The sequence below is a fragment of the Streptomyces kunmingensis genome, from assembly GCF_039533535.1.
Taxonomy (GTDB): Bacteria; Actinomycetota; Actinomycetes; order Streptomycetales; family Streptomycetaceae; genus Streptomyces; species Streptomyces kunmingensis.
In genome coordinates this window covers 198,845-214,450 of sequence record NZ_BAAATS010000002.1, presented here as the reverse complement: position 1 = coordinate 214,450, position 15,606 = coordinate 198,845, and the positions used below count along the sequence as shown (strand labels likewise).

At 69.6% G+C, this 15,606-nt stretch carries 19 protein-coding genes and 3 tRNA genes; 17 read left to right on the top strand and 5 right to left on the bottom strand.

What is annotated here, in order from left to right; all coding sequences use genetic code 11:
* The first annotated feature begins 60 nt into the window (after positions 1–60).
* A complete protein-coding gene (locus ABD366_RS03050) occupies positions 61–279 on the top strand; it encodes a hypothetical protein (RefSeq protein ID WP_425576941.1) in 219 nt (72 codons plus the stop codon).
* A 106-nt stretch (positions 280–385) separates the two neighbouring features.
* On the opposite strand, the gene ABD366_RS03045 is transcribed toward ABD366_RS03050, so the two are convergent.
* Positions 386–1,042: an SDR family oxidoreductase gene (locus ABD366_RS03045; RefSeq protein ID WP_324776475.1), complete on the bottom strand. Its 657-nt coding sequence runs from the start codon at positions 1,040–1,042 to the stop codon at positions 386–388.
* A gap of 142 nt (positions 1,043–1,184) precedes the next feature.
* Positions 1,185–2,444 (bottom strand): amidohydrolase family protein, encoded by a 1,260-nt coding sequence (locus tag ABD366_RS03040; RefSeq protein WP_344441039.1) that lies wholly within the window; start codon positions 2,442–2,444, stop codon positions 1,185–1,187.
* A gap of 201 nt (positions 2,445–2,645) precedes the next feature.
* On the opposite strand from ABD366_RS03040, the gene ABD366_RS03035 reads away from it, so the two are divergent.
* The 9 genes from ABD366_RS03035 (at position 2,646) to ABD366_RS02995 (ending at position 7,842) form a co-directional block, all read left to right on the top strand.
* A tRNA-Thr gene (locus tag ABD366_RS03035) sits at positions 2,646–2,718 on the top strand.
* A gap of 46 nt (positions 2,719–2,764) precedes the next feature.
* Positions 2,765–2,837: transfer RNA gene (locus ABD366_RS03030), tRNA-Met, on the top strand.
* Between the two features lie 90 nt (positions 2,838–2,927).
* Positions 2,928–3,092, top strand: coding sequence for a 50S ribosomal protein L33 (gene rpmG, locus ABD366_RS03025; protein WP_004571794.1), 165 nt, complete (start codon positions 2,928–2,930; stop codon positions 3,090–3,092).
* A 77-nt stretch (positions 3,093–3,169) separates the two neighbouring features.
* On the top strand, positions 3,170–3,622 hold the full coding sequence (locus ABD366_RS03020) for a MaoC family dehydratase N-terminal domain-containing protein (RefSeq protein WP_324772800.1): 453 nt from the start codon (positions 3,170–3,172) through the stop codon (positions 3,620–3,622).
* Between the two features lie 2 nt (positions 3,623–3,624).
* Positions 3,625–4,053: a MaoC family dehydratase gene (locus tag ABD366_RS03015; RefSeq protein WP_324772798.1), complete on the top strand. Its 429-nt coding sequence runs from the start codon at positions 3,625–3,627 to the stop codon at positions 4,051–4,053.
* 144 nt (positions 4,054–4,197) lie between these two features.
* A complete protein-coding gene (locus ABD366_RS03010; RefSeq protein ID WP_324772796.1) occupies positions 4,198–4,731 on the top strand; it encodes a TetR/AcrR family transcriptional regulator in 534 nt (177 codons plus the stop codon).
* 143 nt (positions 4,732–4,874) lie between these two features.
* Positions 4,875–6,317 carry a DHA2 family efflux MFS transporter permease subunit gene (locus ABD366_RS03005; protein ID WP_324772794.1) on the top strand — a complete coding sequence of 481 codons (1,443 nt, stop codon included), beginning with the start codon at positions 4,875–4,877 and terminating at the stop codon, positions 6,315–6,317.
* A 29-nt stretch (positions 6,318–6,346) separates the two neighbouring features.
* Entirely contained in the window at positions 6,347–6,727 is a 381-nt protein-coding gene (locus ABD366_RS03000; RefSeq protein WP_324772792.1) for a DUF3291 domain-containing protein, read from the top strand.
* A 59-nt stretch (positions 6,728–6,786) separates the two neighbouring features.
* Complete coding sequence (locus tag ABD366_RS02995) at positions 6,787–7,842, top strand: UDP-N-acetylmuramate dehydrogenase (protein WP_411293826.1); 1,056 nt, start codon at positions 6,787–6,789, stop codon at positions 7,840–7,842.
* 46 nt (positions 7,843–7,888) lie between these two features.
* On the opposite strand, the gene ABD366_RS02990 is transcribed toward ABD366_RS02995, so the two are convergent.
* The gene (locus ABD366_RS02990; protein ID WP_324772790.1) at positions 7,889–8,521 is read right to left on the bottom strand and encodes an NAD(P)-dependent oxidoreductase; all 633 of its coding nucleotides are present in this window, start codon (positions 8,519–8,521) and stop codon (positions 7,889–7,891) included.
* A 109-nt stretch (positions 8,522–8,630) separates the two neighbouring features.
* Here ABD366_RS02990 and ABD366_RS02985 point away from each other — a divergent pair, with 109 nt between their 5' ends.
* Positions 8,631–9,245, top strand: a complete 615-nt coding sequence (locus tag ABD366_RS02985) for a TetR/AcrR family transcriptional regulator (RefSeq protein ID WP_324772788.1) — start codon at positions 8,631–8,633, stop codon at positions 9,243–9,245.
* 3 nt (positions 9,246–9,248) lie between these two features.
* Here the strand turns inward: ABD366_RS02985 and ABD366_RS02980 are convergent, their stop codons facing one another.
* Positions 9,249–10,271: an adenosine deaminase gene (locus ABD366_RS02980; RefSeq protein WP_324772786.1), complete on the bottom strand. Its 1,023-nt coding sequence runs from the start codon at positions 10,269–10,271 to the stop codon at positions 9,249–9,251.
* Positions 10,272–10,396: 125 nt separating this feature from the next.
* Positions 10,397–11,644, bottom strand: coding sequence for a pyridoxal phosphate-dependent aminotransferase (locus tag ABD366_RS02975; RefSeq protein ID WP_324772784.1), 1,248 nt, complete (start codon positions 11,642–11,644; stop codon positions 10,397–10,399).
* Positions 11,645–11,846: 202 nt separating this feature from the next.
* Here ABD366_RS02975 and ABD366_RS02970 point away from each other — a divergent pair.
* The 6 genes from ABD366_RS02970 to ABD366_RS02945 all read left to right on the top strand — a co-directional run bounded on the left by ABD366_RS02970 (position 11,847) and on the right by ABD366_RS02945 (position 15,537).
* Positions 11,847–11,919, top strand: a tRNA-Trp gene (locus ABD366_RS02970).
* Positions 11,920–12,026: 107 nt separating this feature from the next.
* The gene (gene secE, locus ABD366_RS02965) at positions 12,027–12,314 is read left to right on the top strand and encodes a preprotein translocase subunit SecE (RefSeq protein WP_324772782.1); all 288 of its coding nucleotides are present in this window, start codon (positions 12,027–12,029) and stop codon (positions 12,312–12,314) included.
* A 77-nt stretch (positions 12,315–12,391) separates the two neighbouring features.
* Positions 12,392–13,276, top strand: a complete 885-nt coding sequence (gene nusG, locus ABD366_RS02960) for a transcription termination/antitermination protein NusG (protein ID WP_324772780.1) — start codon at positions 12,392–12,394, stop codon at positions 13,274–13,276.
* Positions 13,277–13,472: 196 nt separating this feature from the next.
* Positions 13,473–13,907 (top strand): 50S ribosomal protein L11, encoded by a 435-nt coding sequence (gene rplK / locus ABD366_RS02955; protein WP_324772778.1) that lies wholly within the window; start codon positions 13,473–13,475, stop codon positions 13,905–13,907.
* A 76-nt stretch (positions 13,908–13,983) separates the two neighbouring features.
* Complete coding sequence (rplA, locus tag ABD366_RS02950) at positions 13,984–14,715, top strand: 50S ribosomal protein L1 (RefSeq protein ID WP_324772776.1); 732 nt, start codon at positions 13,984–13,986, stop codon at positions 14,713–14,715.
* 135 nt (positions 14,716–14,850) lie between these two features.
* On the top strand, positions 14,851–15,537 hold the full coding sequence (locus ABD366_RS02945) for an SCO4651 family lipoprotein (RefSeq protein WP_324772774.1): 687 nt from the start codon (positions 14,851–14,853) through the stop codon (positions 15,535–15,537).
* Positions 15,538–15,606 lie beyond the last annotated feature (69 nt).

Here is a 15,606-nt window from a genome sequence, read left to right as displayed (position 1 = left end):
CGTGTGCCCGTGACGATCACGACGCAGACTTGACCCATGTCATCGTCATCCACATCGACCGTGCCCTCAGCGTCCCGCCGTCGCACCTGTCCCGAATGCCGGCGCGACATCGCCGTCGTCGGCGGCCGCTTCGCCCGCCACGACCCGCCGGGAGCCCGCGCCGCGGGCGAGCTGGTCTCCTGCCCCGGCTCCCGCCGCAGGGCCCAGCTCGGCGCGGTGCAGGACGCACTCGACGGCTACGAAGTCCCACACGTGCCCGGTCAGCTGCCGCTCTTCTGAAAACGTGCCCCACACGGGGAACGGCTTCTGAAAACGTGCCCCCATACGGGGAACGGCTCTTGGAAACGTGCCCCATGCGGGGAACGGCTTCTGGCGGCTTACGGGATCAGTTCCCGGCGACCGACTTCACGGCCACCGTCACCGGCGCCGAACCAGAGACCAGTTCGAGCGTCAGCCCCGCCGTGGCGGGCGTGTCCACCAGCTCGGCGATGACAGCGGCCACGTCGTCGCGCGGCACCGATCCGCGTCCCGTCGAGGCCTCCAGACGGACCAGGCCGGTGCCCGCGTCGTCCGTCAGGGAACCGGGCCGCAGGATCGTCCAGTCCAGACCGGTACGGCGGCGTACGTCGTCGTCGGCCGCACCCTTGGCCCGCAGGTACACGTCGAAGATCTCGTCGCCCTTGTGCGCGGAGTCCGCGCCCATCGACGACACCACGACGTACCGGCGCACCCCGGCCCGCTCCGCCGCGTCCGCGAACAGCACGGCGGCGTCCCGGTCCACGGTGTCCTTGCGGGCGGTGCCGCTCCCTGGGCCCGCGCCCGCCGCGAAAACGGCCGCGCCCGCTCCCTGGAGATGCGCGGCGACCTCCTCCACGGACGCCGACTCCAAGTCGCACAGGACGGGTTCCGCACCGGCCGCGCGCAGGTCGTCACCCTGCTCGGCGTTGCGGATGATTCCCGCCACCTCGTCCCCGCGTGCGGAGAGCACCCGCTCCAGCCGGAGCGCGATCTGACCATGACCCCCTGCAATGACAATGCGCATGCCTCCGACCGTACGCCGGGTGACGAAGGTTCACCGCGCAACCATGTCCGCACGGAGCCCCTCACGGAGTACGCGCGCGTGCCCGGCCCCCTCAAGCCCGGGCCCTCCGTCCCTCAAGCGGACTGCGCGCCCGCCCGAACCCTCAGGCAGTGCCGCCACCGTGTTTGGCGGCCCGCCCCTGTCGCGGCAGGTCGAGCGCGACCGCCGCCGCCGAGTCGCAGTACTCCCGTACCGCGCTGGTCCGCGCCACCACCCGCCCCCGGTGCACGACGATCCGGCTGTACGCGAGCGACAGCGCCCCCGCCAGGGTCTCGCCCCGTACCGCGAGCAACTCCGCGGGGAAGCCCGCTTCCAGGCGCACCTCCGGTAGCCCCAGCGCCGCCCTGGCCGCCGAACTCACCGCTTCGTACGCGTCATCGGCCCGCATCCCGTACCGCGAGGCCAGCAGGTACGCGGCCTCCAGCGGATCGCCCCGGCCCACCGGATTCGACAGGTCCCGCAGCGCTCCGCTGCCCGCGGCCACCCGCACGCCGGCCGCCCGCAGCAGCCGGACCGGCGCCACCTCGCGGCTGTCCACGCCCGCGCAGCCGCTCTGCGGCAGGCACACCGCTGTCACTCCGGCCGACGCGAGCCGGTCCACGGCCCGCCGCGCCGCCTCGCCCGGCAGGCGCGCGAGTCCGCCCAGGGGGCCGACGACGACCCCGGTGCGCAGCCCGGCCGCGGCCGCGGCGAGCCGGCCGAGCCGTACGGGATCGGCCCCGTCCGTATGCAGATCGACCGGGCAGCCGTGCTCGGCGGCGAGCTCAAGTACCGCCTCCACGTAGCCCGTTGGGTCGGGGTCCAGGTCCGGGCAGCCGCCTACTACGGATGCGCCCATTTTCACCGCGTCCCGCAGCATCGCGAGCCCGTTCGCCCCGGCCAGGCCGGTCAGCAGCCGGGGCATCGCCACCGTCCGCAGATCCACGAGCCCCACGAGCGAACGCCGCGCCGACAGAGCGGCCTGCATCGAACCGAGCCCCTCCATGTCGCCGATCCGCACATGGGAGCGCAATGCGGTGGCTCCGTGCCCCAGTTGCAGCAGCGCGGACTCGGTGGCGCGGCGCTGGACGTCCCCGGCGTCGTAGGAGACGGGGCCCTCGCAGTCGGCGGACAGGGCCGTGTCGCCGTGCGCGTGCGGCTCTGCGGGGGCGGGCAGCAGGAGGTACCCGGAGAGGTCCACGCGCGCGGTGCGGGCGGTCAGGCTGCCGACCGTGCCGACCGCCTCGATACGCCCGTCGCCCAGCCGCACGTCCACGGCCCTGCCGTCGGCGAGCCGGGCACCGCACAGCAGCAGGCCGGAGCTGTCGGGCCCGTCGTCCGGAGAGCCGGGGGAAGGGGGCTGCTGAGGCGGGGTGTCGGGCATCGCGCTCCAGAGGGCTCGTCGGGTCCGTCGGGCTCGTACTGCGGACAAGATCACGCAGGGTGGGACGAGCCTAGGACGACGGCGGGAGACCTTCGAGGAAGCCGAATTAGTCGTACAGATGGGGTCCGTGGGGCACCCGTGCCGAGCACCCGAAACGGATTTGGGCGATCGGCGCGCAACCGTGTAATGTCTTCATCGCTCGCCCCAATAGCTCAGTCGGTAGAGCGTCTCCATGGTAAGGAGAAGGTCTGCGGTTCGATTCCGCATTGGGGCTCTGGTGTGAAGTTCCCTCACCTTCGGGTGAGGGGTCATCGCATCACAGCGGTGTAGCTCAGTCGGTAGAGCAAGCGGCTCATAATCGCTGTGTCACCGGTTCAAGTCCGGTCACCGCTACTGACAGTAGCCGATTGTGGGGTCGGTCCTTCGATCGGCTACTCTTTTATGCGTTAAACCTGTCCCATCCGTTCGTCAAGGAGCACTCACGTGGCTGCCACCGACGTCCGCCCGAAGATCACGCTGGCCTGCGTGGAGTGCAAGGAGCGGAACTACATCACCAAGAAGAACCGGCGTAACGACCCGGACCGACTGGAGATGAAGAAGCACTGCCCGCGTTGCAACGCGCACACCGCGCACCGCGAAACGCGATAATTTCAGGCTCGTACACGAGGCCGTCCCCGTCAGGGGGCGGCCTCGTGTCGTTGACATACTTAGGAGGTGCCGAGTCCATGGCGCTCGACCAGTCCTTCGTGGGGCGGAGCTACCCGCCCACCGCCCCGTACGAGGTCGGCCGGGAGAAGATCCGCGAGTTCGCCGAGGCCGTGGGGGACACCAACCCCGCCTACGTCGACCGCGAGGCCGCACGGCAGCTCGGCCACCCCGATGTGATCGCCCCGCCCACCTTCGTCTTCGCGATCTCCTTCAAGGCCGCCGGTGACGTCGTCCACGACCCCGAGCTGGGGCTCGACTACAGCCGCGTCGTGCACGGCGACCAGAAGTTCGCCTATACGCGTCCGGTGCGCGCGGGCGACAGGTTGACCGTCACCTCGACGATCGAGGGCATCAAGTCCCTCGCGGGCAACGACATCATCGACGTCCGCGGCGAGGTCCACGACGAGGCGGGCGAGCACGTCGTGACCGCCTGGACCAAGCTCGTCGCGCGCGCCGCAGAGGGGGCCTGACCATGGCGACGACCATCAAGTACGCGGAGGTCGAGGTCGGCACCGAGCTGCCGGCGCAGACGTTCCCCGTGACCCGCGCCACCCTCGTCCAGTACGCGGGCGCCTCCGGCGACTTCAATCCGATCCACTGGAACGAGAAGTTCGCGGTCGAGGTCGGTCTTCCGGATGTGATCGCGCACGGCATGTTCACCATGGCCGAAGCGATCCGTGTCGTCACCGACTGGGCTGGCGACCCGGCCGCCGTCGTCGAGTACGGCGTGCGGTTCACCAAGCCGGTCATAGTCCCGAACGATGACAAGGGTGCCGAGATCGCCGTCAGCGCCAAGGTCGCGGCCAAGCTCGACGACAACCGTGTGCGCGTCGATCTGACCGCCATGAGTGCGGGACAGAAGGTGCTCGGCATGTCGCGCGCGGTCGTCCAGCTCGCCTGACCGGCAGCTACGGCACCGCGCCTATGTAGCGGAGAGTAAGGGGCGCCCTCCTGGAGGGCGTCCCTTACTTGTGTCCTTGCGCACATTCACTTGGTATGCGAACGGGGCTTGACCCGGGTAGTGATTGGCCACTAACTTACTCACATGGTCAGGATGAGTGCTGAGGAGCGGCGCGAGAGCGTCATTCGTGCGGCGATGATCGAGTTCGCCCGCGGCGGCTACAAGGGGACGTCCACCGAGTCGATCGCCAAGCGCGTGGGTGTCTCGCAGCCGTATCTCTTCCGGCTCTTCCCGGGCAAGGAGGCCATTTTCCTCGCGGCGGCCCAGCGTTGCTGCGAGCGGACCACCGAGGTGTTCCGGGCGGCGTCCGACGGGCTCGAAGGCGAAGCTGCCCTGCATGCCATGGGGACGGCGTATCAGGCACTCATCGCCGACGACCCGGACGTGCTGCTCATGCAGATGCAGATGTACGTCGCCGTGGCCTCGGCCGAGGCCGGCGGGGACCGGGAGTTCGGGGAGACGCTGCGGGCCTGCTGGATGGAGATGTACGACACGGCCCGGCTGGCGTTGGGAGCGGACGTGAGCGACACCACCCACTTCCTCGCCTACGGGATGCTCATCAACGTCCTGGTCTCCATGGGATTTCAGCCCGACCACAGGGTTTGGGCCGGCTTCTAGGACTCGGTTCAGTCGGCGCAGTGAAGCAGTGAAGCAGTGAAGCAGCGCAGTGGAACAGTGAGTGCGCGTGCCGCGGCAGGGCGCTTCTTTTTGGGCGTGAAAGTTAGTCATCAATAACTAACCATGGATCACTGGGGGAACCAATGTCATCAGCAGCACCGCCACAACAGAAAGCCACGCGCGGGGGAGCCGTCTGGGCCCTCGTCATCACCGGCGTCGCCGGATTCATGGCGGCACTCGACAACCTCGTCGTCACCACGGCCCTGCCGTCCATCCGCCAGGACCTCGGCGGCGCCCTCCACGACCTGGAGTGGACGGTCAGCGCCTACACGCTCACCTTCGCCGTGCTGCTGATGTTCGGCGCGGCGCTCGGTGACCGGTTCGGACGCAGGCGGCTCTTCCTGGTCGGGCTCACCGTCTTCACAGGGGCCTCCGCCGCCGCGGCCATGGCGTCCGGCATCGACTCGCTGATCGCGGCCCGCGCGGTCCAGGGTGTCGGCGCCGCGATCATGATGCCGCTGACGCTGACCCTGCTGACCGCGGCCGTGCCGGCCGCCAAGCGCGGTATGGCGTACGGCATCTGGGGCGCGGTCAACGGCCTCGCCGTCGCCTCCGGGCCGCTCATCGGCGGCAGCCTCACCGAGCACGTCTCCTGGCACTGGATCTTCTGGCTGAACGTTCCGCTGGGGCTGGCCCTGCTGCCCCTCGCCCGGCTGCGCCTCAAGGAGTCCCACGGTTCCGGCGCCCGCCTCGACATCCTGGGCACCCTGCTCGCCAGCGGCGGCCTCTTCGGCATCGTGTACGCCCTGGTGCGGGCGCCCATCGACGGATGGACGAGCCCGGTCGTCCTGCTCGGGCTCTTCGCGGGCGCCGCCCTGCTCGGCGGGTTCGTCCACCACGGCATCAACAGCAAGAACCCCATGCTCCCCATGCGGCTCTTCCGCTCCCGTGCCTTCGCCGGGATCAACGCCGCGAGCCTGCTGATGTTCCTCGGGATGTTCGGGTCGATCTTCCTGCTCAGCCAGTTCATGCAAGGCGTGCTCGGCTACTCGCCGACCGAGGCGGGCCTCAGGATGCTGCCGTGGACCGGCATGCCCATGCTGGTCGCGCCGATCGCCGGATACCTGTCCGACCGGATCGGCGGCCGCCCGGTCGTCGCCACCGGCCTGTTCCTGCAGGCCGCCGGGCTCGGGTACTACGCCCTGACCGTCACGGCCGACGTCTCGTACGCCGCCCAGCTACCCGCACTGATCATCAGCGGCGTGGGCATGTCCCTGTACTTCGCCCCCGCCTCCGCCCTGGTCATGTCCAGCGTCCTGCCGCACGAGCAGGGCATCGCGTCCGGCTCCAACAACGCCCTGCGCGAGGTCGGCGGCGCGCTCGGCATCGCGGTCATGTCCTCGATCTTCTCGGCGAACGGCGGCTACGACTCCGCGCAGCACTTCGTGAACGGCATCGAGCCCGCCCTCTGGGTAGGGGCGGCGGCCGTGGCCGTAGCCGGTGCCGCCTCTTTGTTCATTCCGCGGCGATCCACAACAGATGTAGTGCAGGACGCCCCGCAGAGCCCTGTCCTGGAAAACGCCTGACGGCCCGAAGTTCCGGAAGGAAGCACACCATGCCGACACTGCCCTGGACTGTCCCGAACACCCCGCCCACGCGCGCGGAGGCCACCGTCTTCGCCTCCCGCTTCGAGACCCGCACCTTATGGGGCGCCCTGAAGTTCTTCCTCCGTACGCCCACGGTCTGGCGCCAGGTGAGCCGGGCCCCCGGCGCCTACGGGGCCACGTTGAAGGCGGAGCCCTTCAAGCGCACCTTCTGGACCCTGTCCGCCTGGGAGTCGCCCGAAGCACTCAAGGCCTTCGCGGCCTCCACGCCGCACGGGCCGACCGCGGCCGGACTGCGCGGACAGATGCGGGACGTGACGTACCGCACGTGGCGGACGTCCACCGACGAGCTGCCCGTCGACTGGAAGGACGCCCTGCGCCGCTTCCAGTGACGCCCGGTACGGCGACGGCCCCGCTCGGACGGCGGGGCCGTTCTCGTACCCTGGAGCGCGTGCAGGAACTCCACGACGCGCCCCTCGCCCCCCTGACCACCTTCCGGCTCGGCGGCCCCGCCACCAGGCTGCTCACCGCGACGACCGATGCCGAGGTGATCGACGCGGTCCGGGAGGCCGACACCGCCGGCACCCCGCTGCTGATCGTGGGCGGCGGCAGCAACCTCGTCATCGGCGACAAGGGCTTCGCGGGAACCGCCCTGCGCATCGCCACCAAGGGCTTCGAACTCGACGGCACGAAGCTTGAGTTGGCGGCCGGCGAGGTGTGGACCGACGCCGTGGAGCGCACTGTCGAGGCGGGGCTCGCCGGTATCGAGTGCCTCGCCGGAATCCCCGGCTCCGCGGGCGCGACGCCGATCCAGAACGTGGGGGCGTACGGCCAGGAGGTCTCCGCCACGATCACCGAGGTGGTCGCCTACGACCGCACGGTGGGCGAGACGGTCACGCTGGCGAACGCCGAGTGCGCCTTCTCGTACCGTCACAGCCGCTTCAAGGCCGAACCCGATCGCTACGTAGTGCTGCGGGTGCGCTTCGAGCTGGAGGACGCCGACGGTCTGAGCGCGCCCATCAAGTACCCGGAGACCGCCCGCACCCTCGGTGTCGAGGCCGGTGACCGGGTGCCCGCCGCGACCGTGCGCGAGACCGTCCTGAAGCTGCGGGCGGGCAAGGGCATGGTGCTCGACCCGGAAGACCACGACACCTGGTCGGCCGGTTCGTTCTTCACGAACCCGATCCTTACGGATGCGCAGTTCGCCGCCTTCCGCGCGCGCGTGGCCGAACGGCTGGGCCCCGACGCGCAGGCGCCCGCGTTCCCGGCGGGGGAGGGGCTGACGAAGACCTCGGCGGCGTGGCTCATCGACAAGGCGGGCTTCACGAAGGGGTACGGCTCCGGCCCGGCCCGTATCTCCACGAAGCACACCCTCGCGCTGACCAACCGCGGCGAGGCCACCACCGAGGACCTCCTCGCCCTGGCCCGGGAAGTCGTGGCCGGAGTCCGCGAGGCCTTCGGGGTGACGCTGGTCAACGAGCCGGTCACCGTCGGCGCAAGCCTCTGAAGCACGTCACGGAGACGCGCTCGGGCCGACGCTCCGGACCGGCGGGCTAGTAGGCGATCCCGACGCCCTGCTTGACCGTCGCCGGGTCGTCCACCATCGCCAGCATCGCGTGCGCCACGTCCGCGCGGGAGATGTAGCGGCCCGAGCGCGGGAAGCCGCCCACGACCTTCCGGTACGAGCCCGTCAGCGGCTTGTCCTGCAGGCGGGGCGGCCGCACCGAGGTCCAGTCCGTCGCGCTGCGCGCCAACTCGGCCTCCATGGCGGCCAGATCGACGTAGACGTGCTTGAGGACCGCGCCGATCACCTTCAGCACCGCGCGGTCGGCCGGCGGCGAGTCCGCGGGCTGCGGGCCGACCGGAGCCGCGCTGACGACCAGAAGCCGGCGCACGCCCTCCGCGTCCATCGCCTTCAGGACCGAGCGGGTCAGCTCCGTCGCGACCCCCGCGTCCGCGCGCTTGCGGGCGCCGAGCCCGGAGAGCACGGCGTCCCGGCCCGCGACCGCCGGACGCAGTGAGGCGGGGTCCGCCAGATCGCCGCGGAACACCTCCAGGCGCTCGCCGGTGACCGTGAGGCGGGCCGGGTCCCGTACCACCGCCGTCACCTCGTGACCGGTCGCGAGAGCCTGCCGGACGATCTCCTGCCCGATGCCGCCCGTGGCACCGAAAACCGTGAGCTTCATGGCGTACCTCCAGGTGCGCGTTCCGAGGTGGGTGAGTATTCACTCACCTCTGCTCGCCTTTAGAGTGAGTGAGTACTCACCCCCGCGTCAAGCTTGGTTGGAGCCTGCAATGGACCGGAAACCGGCCCGGGTCCGCATCGTGGATGCGGCGCACGACCTCATGCTGGACATCGGCCTCGCCCGCACCACCACCAAGCAGATCGCCAAGGCCGCCGGGTGCTCGGAAGCCGCGCTCTACAAGTACTTCGCCAACAAGGAGGAGCTCTTCGTCACGGTGCTCGGCGAGCGCCTGCCGAAGCTGGGCTCACTCCTCGGCCGCCTGCTTACAGAGGGCGCGGGAAACTCCAGCCGTACGGTCGAGGAGAACCTCACCGACATCGCCCGGGAAGCGGCGCTCTTCTATGAGCAGTCGTTCCCGATGGCCGCATCCCTGTATGCGGAGCCCCAGCTCAAGCGCCGCCATGAAGAGGTCATGCGCGAGATGGGCACAGGACCGCACCGCCCGATCCAGGGCCTCGACGCCTACTTGCGAGCCGAACAGCAGGCGGGCCGCATCAGCGCTGAAGCCGACACGTACGCGGCGGCCTCCCTCCTTCTGGGCGCCTGCGCGCAGCGCGCCTTCGCCTACGAGATGTCGCCGGACCGCAAGCCTCCGCAGCCGGCGGACGTGTTCGCCGCCGGCCTCGCCCGAACGCTCCTCGGCGGGATCGCCCCGCGGGGCTGACGCTCAGGCGGCCAGCCACTCCCCGATGCCGCTCAGCAGCTTCTCCTGGATGTCCACGGGCGCCGCCGAGCCGCGTACGGACTGCCGGGCCAGCTCGGCCAGCTCGGCGTCGGAGAAGTCGTGGTGACGCCGCGCGATGTCGTACTGGGCGGCGAGGCGCGAGCCGAACAGGAGCGGGTCGTCGGCGCCGAGCGCCATCGGCACTCCGGCCTCGAAGAGCGTGCGCAGCGGCACGTCCTCGGGCTTCTCGTAGACACCGAGCGCGACGTTCGAGGCCGGGCACACCTCGCAGGTCACACCCCGGTCCGCGAGCCGCTTCAGCAGCCGCGGATCCTCGGCGGCCCGCACCCCGTGCCCGATCCGGGTGGCGTCCAGGTCGTCGAGGCAGTCCCGTACGGAGGCGGGGCCGGTCAGCTCACCGCCGTGCGGCGCGGACAGCAGCCCGCCCTCGCGCGCGATGTGGAAGGCCCGGTCGAAGTCCCGCGCCATCCCGCGCCGCTCGTCGTTGGAGAGGCCGAACCCGACGATGCCCCGGTCCGCGTACCGCACCGCGAGGCGCGCCAGCGTGCGGGCGTCCAGAGGGTGCTTCATCCGGTTGGCGGCGACGAGCACGCGCATCCCGAGTCCGGTGTCCCGCGAGGCCCTGTCGACGGCGTCGAGGATGACCTCCATGGCCGCGATCAGACCGCCGAGCCGGGGTGCGTACGACGTCGGATCGACCTGGATCTCCAGCCACCCGGACCCGTCCGCGATGTCCTCCTCCGCGGCCTCGCGCACCAGGCGCTGGATGTCCTCGGGGCCCCGCAGGCAGGAACGGGCCGCGTCGTAGAGACGCTGGAATCTGAACCAGCCGCGCTCGTCCGTGGCCCGCAGCTTCGGCGGTTCCGCGCCGGTCAGCGCGTCGGGCAGCCGCACGCCGTACTTGTCGGCGAGTTCCAGCAGGGTCGTGGACCGCATCGACCCGGTGAAATGCAGGTGCAGATGGGCCTTCGGCAACTGACGTACATCACGAAGTACACGCTCCATCCCAAGATCCTGCCGCACATACCTGTAGTACCGGTAGCGCCTTTCCCCCTTCGTGGCCTGAACCGAACGAAGAAACGGGCCGCCTCCTTAAGGAAGCGGCCCGTTTCACGGCGTACGGCTGCGGGTCAGGCCTGTGCCTCGGCCAGCAGCTTCTGGATGCGGGAGACGCCCTCGACGAGGTCCTCGTCGCCCAGCGCGTACGACAGCCGCAGGTAACCCGGCGTACCGAAGGCCTCGCCCGGAACCACCGCGACCTCGGCCTCCTCCAGGATGAGCGCCGCCAGCTCGACGGAGTCCTGCGGACGCTTGCCGCGGATCTCCTTGCCGAGGAGGCCCTTCACGGACGGGTACGCGTAGAAGGCGCCCTCGGGCTCCGGGCAGACGACGCCGTCGATCTCGTTGAGCATCCTCACGATCGTCTTACGACGCCGGTCGAAGGCCTCGCGCATCTTCTCCACGGCGGTCAGGTCGCCGGACACGGCGGCGAGCGCGGCCGCCTGCGCCACGTTGGAGACGTTCGAAGTGGCGTGCGACTGGAGGTTCGTCGCCGCCTTCACGACGTCCTTCGGGCCGACGATCCAGCCCACGCGCCAGCCGGTCATCGCGTACGTCTTCGCCACCCCGTTGACCACGATGCACTTGTCGCGCAGCTCGGGAAGGAGGGCCGGCAGCGACGTGAACTTCGCGTCTCCGTAGACGAGGTGCTCGTAGATCTCGTCCGTCATGACCCACAGGCCGTGCTCCACGGCCCAGCGGCCGATCGCCTCGGCTTCGGCCTCGCTGTACACGGCGCCCGTCGGGTTCGACGGCGAGACGAAGAGCACGACCTTCGTCCGCTCCGTGCGCGCGGCCTCCAGCTGCTCGACGGAGACGCGGTACCCGGTCGTCTCGTCGGCCACGACGTCCACCGGCACACCGCCCGCGAGGCGGATCGACTCCGGGTACGTGGTCCAGTACGGCGCCGGGACGATGACCTCGTCGCCCGGGTCGAGGATCGCGGCGAACGCCTCGTAGATGGCCTGCTTGCCGCCGTTCGTCACCAGGATCTGCGAGGCGTCGACCTCGTAGCCGGAGTCGCGCAGCGTCTTCGCGGCGATCGCGGCCTTCAGCTCGGGAAGGCCGCCGGCCGGCGTGTAGCGGTGGAACTTCGGGTTCTTGCACGCCTCGATGGCGGCCTCGACCACGTAGTCGGGCGTCGGGAAGTCGGGCTCACCGGCGCCGAAGCCGATCACCGGGCGCCCGGCAGCCTTGAGGGCCTTGGCCTTGGCGTCGACGGCGAGGGTCGCGGACTCGGAGATGGAGCCGACGCGGGCCGAGACCCGGCGGTCTGTAGGAGAGGAACCAGCAGACGGAGAAGGAGTTGCAGCGCTCATAACCCCATCGTTCCAGACCGGAAACCCGCCCGGCACACGGGTTTCGAAGACCATCGGATCCGCTCTTGATCCACTGGCGATCCGGATCTGTTCGACGGGGGGCCGCGGAGCACGTACACTCACTGCTCGTTGGCCTTCACCGGCCGCACCTTCCAAGCGCACTCCGTGCATCTGGGCGGATGCGGTACGTTGGGGGAAACAAAGGGTCGTAGCTCAATTGGTAGAGCACTGGTCTCCAAAACCAGCGGTTGGGGGTTCAAGTCCCTCCGGCCCTGCTCACACTCCTTCGCCAGGATGTGTGCGGATTGTACGTACTGCATTGCACCGCCGTGCGGCTCAACCGGGCGCGGCACGGCCACGACCCGGAATCAGGTGAGGACGCGTGACGGACGCCGTGGGCTCCATCGACATGCCTGATGCCCAGGATGAGGCGCCGGAGTCCAAGAAGAAGGCCCGCAAGGGCGGCAAGCGCGGCAAGAAGGGCCCCTTCGGCCGCCTCGCTCTCTTCTACCGCCAGATCGTCGCGGAGCTCCGCAAGGTCGTCTGGCCGACTCGCAACCAGCTCACCACGTACACCACAGTGGTGATTGTGTTCGTCGTCATCATGATCGGCCTGGTGACCGTGATTGACTATGGGTTCAACCATCTCGTCAAGTACGTCTTCGGCTGAGCCGACAGCGGAGGGCGCCGGGACCGGCGCCCCTTTCGCATGTTCCACCCCTATGTATCCAGGAAGAAGCAGCCACAGTGTCTGACCCGAACCTGAACGAGGCGACCGAGCCCGTCGAGTCCGCTGAGTCCGCTGAGGACGAGCGAGACATCGTCGAGGCGGCGGACGCCGCGGAGCCGGACCAGGCCGAAGCTGCCGACATCGCCGCCGGTGAGCCCGCCGAGGAAGCGGCCGTCACGGCCGAGCCCGCCGACGACACGGCCGACGACACCGACGCTGACGCTGCCCCCGAGGACGAGGCCGCCGAGAACGACGAGGACGTCGCCGAGGAGCCGGCCGAGCCGGTCGACCCCGTCGCCGCCCTCCGTGACGAGCTGCGCGGCCTGCCCGGCGAGTGGTACGTGATCCACACCTACGCGGGCTACGAGAAGCGCGTGAAGGCCAACCTCGAGCAGCGTGCCGTCTCGCTGAACGTCGAGGAGTTCATCTACCAGGCCGAGGTCCCCGAAGAGGAGATCGTCCAGATCAAGAACGGCGAGCGCAAGAACGTCCGGCAGAACAAGCTGCCCGGTTACGTTCTCGTCCGCATGGATCTGACGAACGAGTCCTGGGGCGTCGTCCGCAACACCCCTGGTGTCACCGGCTTCGTGGGCAACGCCTACGACCCGTACCCGCTGACCCTGGACGAGATCGTCAAGATGCTCGCCCCGGAGGCCGAGGAGAAGGCCGCCCGTGAGGCCGCCGAGGCCGAGGGCAAGCCGGCTCCGTCCCGCAAGGTCGAGGTCCAGGTACTGGACTTCGAGGTCGGCGACTCGGTCACCGTCACCGACGGCCCGTTCGCGACGCTGCAGGCGACGATCAACGAGATCAACGCCGACTCGAAGAAGGTCAAGGGCCTCGTCGAGATCTTCGGCCGCGAGACGCCGGTCGAGCTCAGCTTCGACCAGATCCAGAAGAACTAGTACCGACCAGCACCTTCTGGACACACGCTTCCGAACAGGTCAGACGGGCTCTCAAAAGCCTGTCTGACCTGCTCGGTTTTTAGCTGCGCATGGATACCCGTTATCTTTGTGCGGTATGCCTCCATCCGGATGATCCGGACGATCATTCGCCAGGATGGTGGCTGAACACTCTCACTAAGACCCGGAGAGAGAGCACATGCCTCCCAAGAAGAAGAAGGTCACGGGGCTCATCAAGCTCCAGATCCAGGCCGGCGCTGCCAACCCGGCCCCGCCGGTCGGCCCCGCGCTGGGCCAGCACGGCGTCAACATCATGGAGTTCTGCAAGGCCTACAACGCCGCGACCGAGTCGCAGCGTGGCTGGGTCATCCCGGTGGAGATCACGGTCTACGAAGACCGCTCCTTCACCTTCATCACCAAGACCCCGCCGGCCGCGAAGATGATCCTCAAGGCCGCTGGTGTCGAGAAGGGCTCCGGCGAGCCGCACAAGACCAAGGTCGCGAAGATCACCGACGCGCAGGTCCGCGAGATCGCCACGACGAAGATGCCCGACCTCAACGCCAATGACCTGGACGCCGCGTCCAAGATCATCGCCGGCACCGCCCGTTCCATGGGCATCACGGTCGAGGGCTGACCTCACCCCCGTAGCAACTCCGTGGAAGGGCCTGCTCGGCCCGCACCACGACTCCTCTAGAACTCAGGAGCAGTAAGTGAGCAAGCGCAGCAAGACTCTCCGCGCTGCGGACGCCAAGATCGACGCGGACAAGCTCTACGCCCCGCTCGAGGCCGTCCGTCTCGCCAAGGAGACCTCCACGTCGAAGTTCGACGGCACCGTCGAGGTCGCCTTCCGCCTGGGCGTTGACCCGCGCAAGGCCGACCAGATGGTCCGTGGCACCGTGAACCTCCCGCACGGCACCGGCAAGACCGCCCGGGTCCTGGTCTTCGCGACCGGTGACCGTGCTGCGGCCGCGGAAGCCGCTGGCGCCGACATCGTCGGCTCCGACGAACTGATCGCCGAGATCGCCAAGGGCAACCGCCTGAACGAGTTCGACGCCGTTGTCGCCACCCCGGACCTCATGGGCAAGGTCGGCCGTCTGGGCCGCGTGCTCGGTCCCCGTGGCCTGATGCCGAACCCGAAGACCGGCACCGTGACCCCGGACGTGGCCAAGGCCGTGAACGAGATCAAGGGCGGCAAGATCGAGTTCCGCGTCGACAAGCACTCGAACCTGCACTTCATCATCGGCAAGGCGTCCTTCGACGACTCGCAGCTGGTGGAGAACTACGGCGCGGCGCTGGAGGAGATCCTCCGTCTGAAGCCGTCCGCCGCCAAGGGTCGTTACATCAAGAAGGCCGCGATCAGCACCACGATCGGCCCCGGCGTTCCGGTCGACCCGAACCGCACCCGCAACCTCCTCACCGAGGAGGACCCGGCGGCGGTCTGAGCTGCATAGCTCGCCTCAAGTCGGCGACGGGCCCCGCACCTTCCGAGGTGCGGGGCCCGTTCCTCTTTTCCGCTCCGTACGGGCCCGGCGCTGCGCTAGCGTCGCCGTGACCGATCGGGGGAGCGGATGGCACCGATGACGTACGTACGACAGGTCCTGGGCGTCACGGCGGCGAGCGTGCTGCTCGTGGCCTGCGGCGGACAGACGCGGGACCAGGACGCCGTCGACGCGCTGCGCGCCGCGCGGGAGAAGGTCGACGCGGCCGGCTCGGCCCGGATCGAGGCGACGATGGACACCGGCGACCGGCTCGCCTCGCACAGCGCGGGCACGCTCAGCTGGTCCGACGGCGTAGAGGGCACACTCACGGTGCGCGTCACCGGCGGCAAGCTGGCGGCCTCCACACGCAAGCTGGGCGGCGACCCGTCCCAGACGCGCTTTCTGCCGGACGCCTACTACACGCGGATGACCGACGCGTTCGCCGATCTCCAGGGTGGCCGGCACTGGATCCGTCATCCGTACGACGCCGGCAGCGACCTCTCTCCGGCCGACTCCCTGAGGACGCTCGGCGCCGCTGAGGATCTCCGCAAGGTAGGGGAGGAGACCGTGCACGGCACGCGCGCGTGCCACTACCGGGGCACCGCCGACGGGCAGCACATCGACGTCTGGATCGACAGCCGTCACCTGCTGGTGCGGCGCACACAGCGGGCGGGCGACTTCACCAGCACCGTCCGGTACCGCGACTACGGCACAGCGCCCGCCGCCGCCGAGCGCCCGCCCGGGCACGACACCGTCGACATCGCGGACGTGGACGGCGGCGAGTAATCTCCCCGCCCGTTGTCCGAGGGCTCGGTTAGGGTGCGATCAGCGCAGACGTTCCTAGGGGTGGGGTAG

Bases quoted from the DNA above. Each gene is read 5' to 3' on its own strand.
- ABD366_RS02990 (WP_324772790.1), bottom strand. From the start codon at position 8,521: ATGAAGCTCACGGTTTTCGGTGCCACGGGCGGCATCGGGCAGGAGATC.
- ABD366_RS02945 (WP_324772774.1), top strand. From the start codon at position 14,851: ATGACGTACGTACGACAGGTCCTGGGCGTCACGGCGGCGAGCGTGCTG.
- ABD366_RS03010 (WP_324772796.1), top strand. From the start codon at position 4,198: ATGGTCAGGATGAGTGCTGAGGAGCGGCGCGAGAGCGTCATTCGTGCG.
- ABD366_RS02975 (WP_324772784.1), bottom strand. From the start codon at position 11,644: ATGAGCGCTGCAACTCCTTCTCCGTCTGCTGGTTCCTCTCCTACAGAC.
- ABD366_RS02980 (WP_324772786.1), bottom strand. From the start codon at position 10,271: ATGGAGCGTGTACTTCGTGATGTACGTCAGTTGCCGAAGGCCCATCTG.
- ABD366_RS03020 (WP_324772800.1), top strand. From the start codon at position 3,170: ATGGCGCTCGACCAGTCCTTCGTGGGGCGGAGCTACCCGCCCACCGCC.
- ABD366_RS03015 (WP_324772798.1), top strand. From the start codon at position 3,625: ATGGCGACGACCATCAAGTACGCGGAGGTCGAGGTCGGCACCGAGCTG.
- ABD366_RS03005 (WP_324772794.1), top strand. From the start codon at position 4,875: ATGTCATCAGCAGCACCGCCACAACAGAAAGCCACGCGCGGGGGAGCC.
- ABD366_RS02985 (WP_324772788.1), top strand. From the start codon at position 8,631: ATGGACCGGAAACCGGCCCGGGTCCGCATCGTGGATGCGGCGCACGAC.
- ABD366_RS03000 (WP_324772792.1), top strand. From the start codon at position 6,347: ATGCCGACACTGCCCTGGACTGTCCCGAACACCCCGCCCACGCGCGCG.
- rplK (WP_324772778.1), top strand. From the start codon at position 13,473: ATGCCTCCCAAGAAGAAGAAGGTCACGGGGCTCATCAAGCTCCAGATC.
- ABD366_RS03045 (WP_324776475.1), bottom strand. From the start codon at position 1,042: ATGCGCATTGTCATTGCAGGGGGTCATGGTCAGATCGCGCTCCGGCTG.
- ABD366_RS03040 (WP_344441039.1), bottom strand. From the start codon at position 2,444: ATGCCCGACACCCCGCCTCAGCAGCCCCCTTCCCCCGGCTCTCCGGAC.